Source organism: Xenorhabdus sp. KJ12.1 (assembly GCF_963876495.1).
In the GTDB taxonomy this organism is placed as follows: domain Bacteria; phylum Pseudomonadota; class Gammaproteobacteria; order Enterobacterales; family Enterobacteriaceae; genus Xenorhabdus; species Xenorhabdus stockiae.
In genome coordinates, this window is record NZ_CAWNQH010000116.1 from 114,706 (window position 1) to 124,763 (window position 10,058).

9 protein-coding genes are annotated in these 10,058 nt (G+C 45.7%); 5 read left to right on the forward strand and 4 right to left on the reverse strand.

Features of this window, described 5'->3' with window-relative positions; all coding sequences use genetic code 11:
* Positions 1 to 52 precede the first annotated feature (52 nt).
* Positions 53 to 2,251, reverse strand: coding sequence for a peptidyl-dipeptidase Dcp (gene dcp / locus AACS92_RS19440; protein WP_099109273.1), 2,199 nt, complete (start codon positions 2,249 to 2,251; stop codon positions 53 to 55).
* Positions 2,252 to 2,676: 425 nt separating this feature from the next.
* Between dcp and hemE the strand changes: the two genes are divergently transcribed.
* The 5 genes from hemE (at position 2,677) to AACS92_RS19465 (ending at position 6,252) form a co-directional block, all read left to right on the forward strand.
* Positions 2,677 to 3,741 carry a uroporphyrinogen decarboxylase gene (gene hemE, locus AACS92_RS19445; RefSeq protein ID WP_099109274.1) on the forward strand — a complete coding sequence of 355 codons (1,065 nt, stop codon included), beginning with the start codon at positions 2,677 to 2,679 and terminating at the stop codon, positions 3,739 to 3,741.
* A 5-nt stretch (positions 3,742 to 3,746) separates the two neighbouring features.
* Positions 3,747 to 4,424 carry a deoxyribonuclease V gene (nfi, locus tag AACS92_RS19450; RefSeq protein ID WP_099109275.1) on the forward strand — a complete coding sequence of 226 codons (678 nt, stop codon included), beginning with the start codon at positions 3,747 to 3,749 and terminating at the stop codon, positions 4,422 to 4,424.
* 76 nt (positions 4,425 to 4,500) lie between these two features.
* Positions 4,501 to 5,091 carry a YjaG family protein gene (locus AACS92_RS19455; protein ID WP_099109276.1) on the forward strand — a complete coding sequence of 197 codons (591 nt, stop codon included), beginning with the start codon at positions 4,501 to 4,503 and terminating at the stop codon, positions 5,089 to 5,091.
* A gap of 184 nt (positions 5,092 to 5,275) precedes the next feature.
* Positions 5,276 to 5,548, forward strand: a complete 273-nt coding sequence (gene hupA, locus AACS92_RS19460) for a nucleoid-associated protein HU-alpha (protein WP_099109277.1) — start codon at positions 5,276 to 5,278, stop codon at positions 5,546 to 5,548.
* Positions 5,549 to 5,598: 50 nt separating this feature from the next.
* Positions 5,599 to 6,252: a DUF1481 domain-containing protein gene (locus AACS92_RS19465; protein WP_099109278.1), complete on the forward strand. Its 654-nt coding sequence runs from the start codon at positions 5,599 to 5,601 to the stop codon at positions 6,250 to 6,252.
* A 50-nt stretch (positions 6,253 to 6,302) separates the two neighbouring features.
* Here AACS92_RS19465 and purD read toward each other — a convergent pair whose 3' ends face one another.
* From purD to AACS92_RS19480, 3 genes are all read right to left on the reverse strand, one after another.
* Positions 6,303 to 7,601, reverse strand: coding sequence for a phosphoribosylamine--glycine ligase (gene purD, locus AACS92_RS19470; RefSeq protein ID WP_099109279.1), 1,299 nt, complete (start codon positions 7,599 to 7,601; stop codon positions 6,303 to 6,305).
* A gap of 156 nt (positions 7,602 to 7,757) precedes the next feature.
* Positions 7,758 to 9,347 carry a bifunctional phosphoribosylaminoimidazolecarboxamide formyltransferase/IMP cyclohydrolase gene (gene purH / locus AACS92_RS19475; RefSeq protein ID WP_099109286.1) on the reverse strand — a complete coding sequence of 530 codons (1,590 nt, stop codon included), beginning with the start codon at positions 9,345 to 9,347 and terminating at the stop codon, positions 7,758 to 7,760.
* A gap of 194 nt (positions 9,348 to 9,541) precedes the next feature.
* On the reverse strand, positions 9,542 to 9,808 hold the full coding sequence (locus AACS92_RS19480) for a hypothetical protein (protein WP_193756892.1): 267 nt from the start codon (positions 9,806 to 9,808) through the stop codon (positions 9,542 to 9,544).
* Between the last annotated feature and the right edge of the window lie 250 nt (positions 9,809 to 10,058).

The window sequence follows — 10,058 nt, forward strand, 5'->3', positions numbered from 1 at the left end:
GAGTTACCCGATTTTTTCTATCAGGTAACTCTCAGCCTTTAACTATATTTGATTATTTTTGTTCCGTAAGACCCCGGTTTTTCAGCATAGATTCAGTACTTGGTGGCTTACCTCGCCAGTCGATATACAGTTTTTCCAGATCTGTACTATTACCGCGTGACAGTATCTTATCGCGGAAAATCTGACCGTTTTCTTTTGTCAGACCGCCATGCTCGGTAAACCATGCAAACGCATCGTCGGCCAGCATTTCTGTCCACAGATAGGCATAATAACCGGCAGCATAACCACCGCCCCAAATGTGTTTGAAGTAACTGGAACGGTAGCGCGGTGGCACGTAGTTGAGGTGGATATTGTCTTCTTGCAAAGACGCGGCTTCAAATTTATTCACATCCTGCTGCGGCTTATCTGCGGCCAGCATATGCCAGTGCATATCCAGCAGTGCGGCTGATAGTAACTCGGTCATTTGATAACCTTTGTTAAACTTATCCGCCTGATTGATTTTATCCATCAGTGCCTGCGGCATGACTTCGCCAGTTTGGTAATGTCTGGCGTAATTCGCAAATACCTTGGGATCACGGGCCCAGTATTCATTAATTTGTGACGGGAATTCCACAAAGTCACGAGCAGTACTGGTTCCTGACAGAGTCGGGTATTCCTGATCAGCAAACATGCCGTGTAATGCATGTCCAAATTCATGAAATATTGTGATCACGTCATCATACGATAACAGTGCTGGCTGGCCCGGAGCCGGTTTAGTAAAGTTGGCAACGTTGTAAATTACCGGTTTGGTTCCGAAGAGTCTGGACTGATCGACAAAATTACTCATCCAGGCGCCACCGGCTTTATTGTCACGCTTAAAGTAATCGGAATAGAACAACGCCAGTTGTTGCCCGTCCTTATCGAAAACTTCATACACGTGGACATCGGGATGATAAACCGGAATGTCTTTACGCTCTTTAAAGGTAATGCCATATAGCAGGTTGGCGGCGTAGAACACGCCGTTATTCAGGACGTTATTCAGTTCGAAATAGGGCTTAATCTGGGACTCATCCAAATCATACCTTGCCTTGCGTACCTGTTCGGCATAGAACGGCCAATCCCATGCTTCCACTTTGAAGCCGCCTTTTTGCTGGTCAATCACGGCCTGAATATCTTTTGCTTCACGTTCAGCGCGTGCAGTTGCAGCAGGGACAATATCACGTAAAAACTTCAATGCGACTTCCGGTGTTTTTGCCATCTGGCTTTGCAGCTTCCATGATGCGTAATCTTTGAAACCTAGTATCTTAGCCTGCTCAGCACGGATTTTCGCTAATCGGGACAGCGTTTGGCGTGTGTCGTTATCATCCCCTTTTTCCGCTCGGTTCCACGATGCTTCGAATAACGCCTTACGTGTATCGCGATCTTTCAGATCTTGCAGAATCGGTTGTTGGGTTGTGTTCTGTAATACGAACAACCATTGATTATCCAGCTTACGCTCACTGGCAGCCTGTGCAGCCGCAGCCATTTCGCCATCGGATAGCCCGGCCAGCAGAGTTTTATCCTTAATCGTCAGAGCGCCATCTTTGGTTGCTGCTAACAATTTATTGGTAAATTGAGTACGAAGGGTTGCCGATTCCTGATTTAATGCTTTCATTTTTATTTTGTCAGCATCAGATAAATTGGCACCCGCTAATTCGAATTGCTTATAAATGACTTCTACCAGACGGAGCGATTCTGCGTCCAGATTCAGTTTTTCGCGCTGTTGGTAAATGGTTTTGATGCGATTGAACAGTTTACTGTTCAGCATAATCTCATCATTCATTGCCGCCAGCTTTGGTGACATTTCCTCACTGAGTTTTTGTAACCCGTCAGTCGTATTGGCTGAGGTCATCGCCCAAAATACGTTTGTTACCCGCTCCAGCGTTGTGCCGGATTTCTCCAGTGCGATAAAGGTATTTTCAAAGTCAGGCGGGGCGGGATTATTGGCGATCTTCTCCACTTCTTCCAGCTTCTGTTTAATACCGGCCGTGATTGCAGGTGAGTAGTCTGTTTCTTTTATTTTATCAAACGGAGGAGCCTGGAAGGGGAGTACGCTGGTATAGAAGAAAGGATTATTCTTATCTTGTTGTTGGTCAACTTCATTGATCACACTTACCTCCTTTATCTGACCACCAGATACGCTAGTGTGGCCAGAGCCCCGTTTATTTTCTTCGGCTTGTGCCTGAGTGCCTAATGCTAAGCCAATAGCCAGTACTAAAATGGATAAACGCATCAGTCGAAACTCCTCCATGTAAATTTTATAGGTTATTTATCAATAAAAATGACTTTATAAGAGCTTTGAGACAGTCGAGTGACGATGGCCGCTTAACTAAAGCCCATTAACGACTGTCAATTAACTAACGTAAACCAATTCATCCAACGATTAACTGAAAAGCGCGAACGGTGAAGGATTATGGCAATGTGAGATACCAGATTGCCTGTGCGCTACATATCTGTAACACAAGGTTAACATAATGAGAGCAATAGACCGGAGTGCCTAGCTCTTGTTCCTGGTTTTGTGAACCCATACATAAATTTTTTTCATCTTAGGTTGTTGATTGATGACCGAACGTTTATTTATTGGCAGTCACGACGGAAGTTAGGCTTTTGACGTGTTATCATGCGGGCGCTTTTTGTCGATAATCAAGGGAGCCTGTCATGAATGAGTTGAAAAACGACCGTTATCTGCGTGCCTTATTGCGTCAGCCAGTTGATATCACTCCGGTATGGATGATGCGGCAGGCAGGACGATATTTACCTGAATATAAAGCAACACGGCAGGAGGCGGGAGATTTCATCTCGTTATGCAAAAATACTGAACTGGCCTGTGAAGTGACTCTTCAGCCTTTGCGACGTTTTCCTCTGGATGCGGCCATTCTGTTTTCCGATATTTTGACCATTCCTGATGCAATGGGATTAGGGTTGTATTTCGAAGCTGGTGAAGGCCCGCGTTTTCAGTCGCCAATCCTTAACCATGCTGATGTAGAAATGTTACCTATTCCTGATCCGGAGATGGAGCTGGGTTATGTCATGGATGCTGTCCGTGCGATACGCAAGGCACTGGCAGGGCAGGTTCCTCTGATTGGTTTTTCCGGCAGCCCGTGGACACTGGCAACCTATATGGTCGAAGGCGGAAGCAGTAAGGCGTTTACTAAGATCAAAGCCATGATGTATGCTGAGCCGGCGATACTTCATCTGTTGCTGGATAAATTGGCTGATAGCGTTATTCTATATCTGAATGCTCAGATTAAAGCAGGCGCACAATCTGTCATGATTTTCGATACGTGGGGCGGAGTTTTGTCCCAGCGCGATTATCAGGAGTTTTCCCTGCGATATATGCATAAGATTGTCGATGGGCTGATCCGCGAGCATGAGGGCCGTAGAGTACCTGTCACCCTATTTACAAAAGGGGGAGGGCAATGGCTTGAGGCGATGGCTGCAACTGGCTGTGATGCTCTTGGGCTGGACTGGACAACGAATATTGCTGATGCACGCCGTCGTGTCGGAGATAAAGTCGCCCTACAGGGGAATATGGACCCATCTATGCTGTATGCTCAGCCAGCGCGGATTGAACAGGAAGTTTCGACTATCCTGCAAGACTTTGGTACAGGTAATGGGCATGTTTTCAATCTGGGGCATGGTATTCATCAGGACGTTCCGCCAGAGCATGCAGGGGCTTTTGTCGAAGCAGTGCACCGGTTATCAGCGAAATACCATCAATAAAATCTATGTACAACACTAAAGCACTACGTCAAGAACAGATAGAGAAAGCACAATTGGTGATTCGCCATGATGTGCTGCCAGCTTCTTTTATCCCGGAATTCATTGCAGGTGCTGACGTTGGGTTTGAAGAAAACGGCACGATAACCCGTGCCGCCATCGCTGTTTTACATTATCCCTCTCTTAAGCTGGCAGAATACCAGATCGCGAGAATGGCGACTGTACTTCCCTATATTCCCGGTTTACTCTCATTTCGTGAATATCCGGCATTGATCGCAGCATGGGGTAAGTTAAACTTACGTCCTGATTTGGTGATGGTTGATGGTCAGGGGATAGCTCACCCAAGACGTTTCGGCATTGCCAGCCATTTTGGGTTGTTGGTGGATGTTCCGACAATCGGGGTAGCTAAAAGTCGCCTTTGTGGTGAACATGCTCCTGTCGGAGAAGTGGTAGGAAGCCGTCAGCCACTGATCGATCATGGTGAACAGATAGGTTTGGTCTGGCGGAGTAAAAAAAGGTGTAATCCACTCTATATTTCCATTGGTCATAAGGTCAATATTGACAGCGCCATTGGTTGGGTTGAACACTGTATGAAAGGATATAGGTTACCTGAACCGACCCGTTGGGCTGATGGAATAGCCTCAAATAGAGCGTTTTTTAGGCAAACAATGCAGAAAAGTCTTTAATTGAGGCGGAAATATGTGGATATTCTTGATTTTCAGGTAAACTTCGGCGCAAATTAGGCATCATGAGTAACGACTAATGTTAAGAAACCCGATTCACCTGAGGTTGGAGAAGCTTGAAAGTTGGCAACATCTAACTTTTATGGCTAGTCTATGTGAGCGGATGTATCCGAATTATCACACGTTTTGCCATCAGACTGAGTTTGTTGATCCTGCACAATATCGCCGAATTCTTGATCTGGTGTGGGAAACATTAGTTGTCAAAGATGCAAAAGTAAATTTTGATAACCAGCTGGAAAAATTGGAAGCCATTATCCCATCAGCAGATAGCTATGATATTTATGGTGTGTATCCAGCAATTGATGCGTGTATTGCATTAGGTGAAGTCATTCATTCGCGTTTGAGTGGTTCAACGTTAGAGCATGCAATAGCCGTCAGTGAAATATCCATCCGTACTGTCGCCATGCTGGAAATGACGCAGGCTGGTCAGGAAATGACAGAGGATGAATTAAAGGCATTGCCTGCCATTGAAGAGGAATGGGATATTCAATGGGAGATTTACCGTTTATTGGCGAACTGCGAAGAACGGGACATAGAATTAATTAAAGGATTAAAGGCTGACCTCCGTGAGTGCGGAGTCAGCAATATCGGCATAAATTTAGAGCAATAAGTTATAAAACGTGACTTAGTGCTTGATTTGCCGGATTTAAAGACTTCACATTTGCCCTCACTCTGTTCTAAATTGAGGGCGAAAAGAAGTGGCTATCGGTGCGTGTATGCAGGGGTGCTGTCAAATCGGCATATCCGTCGCACTCGATGCTTTGCAAACGATAAACACACTGTAAGGATAATCTATGAATAAGACTGAATTAGTTGATGCAATCGCAGCAGGTGCTGATCTGACCAAAACTCAGGCTAAAGCTGCCCTGGAATCAACTTTGGCTGCAATCACCGAATCTCTGAAAAGCGGTGATGCAGTACAACTGGTTGGCTTTGGTACTTTCAAAGTTAATCATCGTGCAGAGCGTACTGGTCGTAACCCACAGACTGGTAAAGAAATCAAAATTGCAGCTGCAAACGTACCTGCTTTCTCTGCTGGTAAAGCTCTGAAAGACGCAGTCAAGTAATCGTATTGCGAAAAAAGAAAAAAGAGGGGAAGTCAACGCCCCTTTTGTTGATGATACAGGGGCTGTTAGCATTGGGGTTAATCTCATTGCTCAGCGCCTGCTCAGTCAAGCCGAAAGAACCCACTTTCGATGCCAGTGGCTTCATTACCGATGGCGGCGTTATCCGCTTATGGCGTCTGAATGATCAAAACAGTAAACCTCAGGTTATCATGAGCGTTTACAGCCCTTACCAACACAAAAACACCACTGTTACTTTCTACGAATACCGTCAGGGTCACTTATGGCAGATGCGCCGCAATGTATTTAATAATAACCCAACAGAAGAAATCCTGAGGTTAGATAAAAACGACAACGTTGTTTTTATGCAACGCGAGTTTGATGGGCATCGTGAGCAACTTTCCAACGATGACATCATCAGGTCATTGTTTGATGCCAGCCGAATAAAAGAAACCAGCGATGTACTCATTGCCGGGAAGGTAAAACTGATACAGGGGCACTGGCAGAACGGTGAAGTGACTACCTGTTCAGGGGAGAAAATATCTATTGAGTTTGACCCTCAGTCACAGGCATGGCTCGAAGAAAGAAGTAAAAACAGTCATGGCATACTCACCATTGCCTGGCTGGAAGCACCAGAAGGTAATCAGTTATTATTAGTTGCCAATGACGATTTTTGTCTTTGGGAGCCGACGAAAGATAAGCTGTAATCCAGTTACTTTCGTCGACTTTTTATTTCTGGCTTTTTTTCTGAATATCGTTATTTCAGACGAGCAATAGCACGGTAGCCAATGTCTTTGCGATAAAAGCAGCCTTTCCAGTTAATCTTTTCTGCGCTCAGATAGGCTTTTGTCTGAGCTTCCGCGATATTGTCTCCCAATGCTGTAACACACAAAACACGGCCACCGGCAGTGACCACGTCTTTATCTTTCAACGCTGTTCCGGCATGGAAAACTTTTTCATCCGCTTGTGGTTCATTGGATTGCGGTTCTTGATTCAGGCCACTAATGACATCGCCTTTAGAATAATCAGCCGGATAACCGTTTGCAGCTAGCACGATACCTAGTGCAGAACGGCTATCCCACTCAGAGGTTTTACTGTCTAACTGGCCTTTTGCTCCGGCAAGACACAGCTCCACTAAGTCGGAGCGTAGGCGCATCATAATAGGCTGTGTTTCAGGATCACCAAAGCGGCAGTTAAATTCGATGACTTTCGGTTCACCCTGTTTATCAATCATCAAACCGGCATACAGAAAACCGACATAAGTATTTCCTTCAGCAGCCATGCCTTTAATGGTCGGATAAATGACTTTTTCCATGACCCGCTGGTGGACCTCATCCGTGACTACAGGAGCAGGGGAATACGCCCCCATTCCACCAGTATTTGGCCCGGTATCACCATCACCTACCCGCTTATGATCTTGACTGGTTGCCATAGGAACTACATTTTTACCATCCACCATGACAATAAAACTGGCTTCCTCTCCATCCAGAAACTCTTCAATAACAATCCGGTGACCGGCATCGCCAAACGCATTACCTGCCAGCATATCTTTAACTGCATTCTGTGCTTCTTCCATTGTCATGGCGACAACGACGCCTTTACCCGCCGCTAGCCCGTCGGCCTTAATGACAACCGGAGCACCTGTTTTTTCCAGATAAGCGAGCGCGGGATTTATTTCGGTGAAATTCTGGTAAGCCGCAGTTGGAATATGATGGCGAGCAAGGAAATCTTTAGTGAAGGCTTTAGACCCTTCCAATTGCGCGGCGGCTTTAGTCGGGCCAAAAATTGTCAGCCCAGCCTGCTGGAAAGCATCAACCACGCCAATCACCAGCGGTGTTTCTGGCCCTACAATTGTGAGATCAATATGGTGGCTTTGAGCAAATGCCAGTAATCCCTCAATATCTGTTGCGGCAATATCCACATTTTTCAAATTAGGCTCCAGAGCCGTTCCTGCATTGCCCGGAGCAACGTAAACCAACTCTGCCAGCGGAGATTGTGCGGCTTTCCATGCAAGTGCGTGTTCCCGTCCACCACTACCGATGATTAGTATATTCATTATTATCTCTCATTATATACCCTTCGTCTTTTAAGTTGACTCTTTGTTGGCTGCACTCACTCACCCCAGTCACATAGTTATCTATGCTCCCGGGGATGAGTTTCCTTGCCGTCGCGATGCAACTTAAAATCCATTGGGTATAAGTGTTAGGGCTGGTTAGTGGCGGAAATGACGCATTCCGGTGAAAATCATGGCAATACCATGTTCATCAGCAGCCGCAATGACCTCATCATCGCGAATAGAGCCACCCGGCTGAATCACGCAAGTCACGCCGACAGAAGCCGCTGCATCAATACCATCGCGGAATGGAAAGAAAGCATCAGAAGCCATCGCACATCCCTGAACTTCCAGACCTTCATCACCGGCCTTAATTCCTGCAATTTTAGCGGAGTAAACTCGGCTCATCTGGCCTGCGCCAATGCCAATAGTCATATTATCTTTGGCATAAACGATAGCATTGGATTTAACGAATTTAGCCACTTTCCAACAAAATAAGGCATCCTGCATTTCCTGTTCTGTTGGCTGGCGTTTGGAAACAACCTGCAATTCTGCTTCTGTTACCATGCCTAAATCGCGATCCTGTACCAATAAACCACCATTAACGCGCTTGAAATCCAGACCGGCAACCGCTGAATTCCATTCGCCACATGATAGAACGCGGACATTTTGTTTGGTTGCCAGAATAGGCAGTGCTTCTTTATTAATAGAAGGAGCAATAATAACTTCGACAAACTGACGCTCAATAATGATTTTAGCCGTGTCAGCATCCAGTTCACGGTTAAACGCGATAATCCCGCCAAATGCAGATGTTGGGTCGGTTTTGAATGCCCGATCATAAGCAGTACGAATATCCGCTCCGATCGCCACTCCGCAAGGATTAGCATGTTTGACAATAACACAGGCGGGTTCGGAGAAAGTTTTTACACATTCCAGAGCGGCATCAGTGTCTGCGATATTATTATAGGAAAGTGCCTTGCCCTGTAATTGAGTTGCTGTAGCGACAGATGCCTCTGTGATCTTCTCTTCTATATAGAAAGCAGCATCCTGATGGCTGTTCTCACCGTAGCGCATATCCTGCTTTTTAATAAAGTTGAGATTGAGTGTGCGCGGGAATTTTCCTGATGGTTGATCGTTATCGCTGTGATAAGCCGGAACCAGTTTACCAAAATAGTTGGCAATCATACTGTCATAAGCAGCGGTATGCTCAAACGCTTTGATAGCTAAATCGAAACGGGTGGGTTGAGTGAGGGAGTTCTGATGGTTGTCCATTTCCTCAATAATCTTGTTGTAATCCTGTGCGTTGACAACAATCGCAACATCTTTATGGTTTTTGGCCGCAGAGCGAACCATTGTCGGGCCACCAATATCAATATTCTCTACAGCATCTTCCAGAGAGCAATCCGGTTTCGCGACGGTCTGGGCAAAGGGGTAAAGATTAACGACCACCATATCAATCGGTGCAATCTGATGTTGCTCCATCACTTCATTATCCTGCCCGCGTCTGCCAAGAATGCCGCCATGCACTTTGGGATGAAGTGTTTTCACCCGGCCATCCATCATTTCAGGAAAACCAGTATAGTCGGAAACTTCAGTGACATTCAGACCTGCCTCAGCCAACAGGCGAGCAGTTCCTCCCGTTGAAAGCAGTTCAACACCGCGATTAGATAAGGCCTTAGCAAATTCAACAATACCCGCTTTGTCAGAAACACTCAGCAGGGCACGACGGATTGGACGAAGCTGTTGCATTGGTGTGATCCCTTGGATTTCATCAAACAAGAATGTGTTATTGAGAAAAACATCTGCCATTTAGGTCAGAAAAGCGCCATTTCAAGAAAAAAATAGCTTTTCACAATAACATTTCGAAACAAGCAGAAAAAAGCACATGGCGATTTTTTCCGCTCAGATTGTAACGCAAACGTTTGCGCGATGCTCGACAATTTTTACCAAAATATCGCTCTGTTGATAACATTGTGTGTAACTTGGTATAAAACGGCCTTTTGCTGTGTAATGCAGCAAACGATAATTTTTTTCAAAAAAACTATTGTCAGGGCCGAAAAACTCCCTATAATGCGCCACCACTGACCGACGCTGAGCTGCAACACGCCGCGAAGGCCAGCGGAAGGAAAGCGAAATAAACGCTTGACTCCGGAGGCAAAAAGCGTAAGATACGCAGCCTCGCAACCCGGAACGAAAGGTTCGGTTGCCATTGCTCTTTAACAATATAATCAGACAATCTGTGTGGGCACTCGCAAGACACTATCGACATGCCGAAAGGCAAAAAAAGATTCAAGTCTTGAAGAGTGACTGAAACAGTTAATTCATTACGAACTAACAGTAACGATTCTTTGAGCATCAAACACTTTTAATTGAAGAGTTTGATCATGGCTCAGATTGAACGCTGGCGGCAGGCCTAACACATGCAAGTCGAGCGGTAACAGGAAGCAGCTTGCTGCTTTG

Excerpts from the sequence above, each read along its gene's own strand:
- AACS92_RS19480 (WP_193756892.1), bottom strand. The coding sequence starts at position 9,808 with ATGGCAACCGAACCTTTCGTTCCGGGTTGCGAGGCTGCGTATCTTACG.
- purD (WP_099109279.1), bottom strand. The coding sequence starts at position 7,601 with ATGAATATACTAATCATCGGTAGTGGTGGACGGGAACACGCACTTGCA.
- AACS92_RS19455 (WP_099109276.1), top strand. The coding sequence starts at position 4,501 with ATGTTAAGAAACCCGATTCACCTGAGGTTGGAGAAGCTTGAAAGTTGG.
- hemE (WP_099109274.1), top strand. The coding sequence starts at position 2,677 with ATGAATGAGTTGAAAAACGACCGTTATCTGCGTGCCTTATTGCGTCAG.
- purH (WP_099109286.1), bottom strand. The coding sequence starts at position 9,347 with ATGCAACAGCTTCGTCCAATCCGTCGTGCCCTGCTGAGTGTTTCTGAC.
- nfi (WP_099109275.1), top strand. The coding sequence starts at position 3,747 with ATGTACAACACTAAAGCACTACGTCAAGAACAGATAGAGAAAGCACAA.
- dcp (WP_099109273.1), bottom strand. The coding sequence starts at position 2,251 with ATGCGTTTATCCATTTTAGTACTGGCTATTGGCTTAGCATTAGGCACT.
- AACS92_RS19465 (WP_099109278.1), top strand. The coding sequence starts at position 5,599 with ATGATACAGGGGCTGTTAGCATTGGGGTTAATCTCATTGCTCAGCGCC.
- hupA (WP_099109277.1), top strand. The coding sequence starts at position 5,276 with ATGAATAAGACTGAATTAGTTGATGCAATCGCAGCAGGTGCTGATCTG.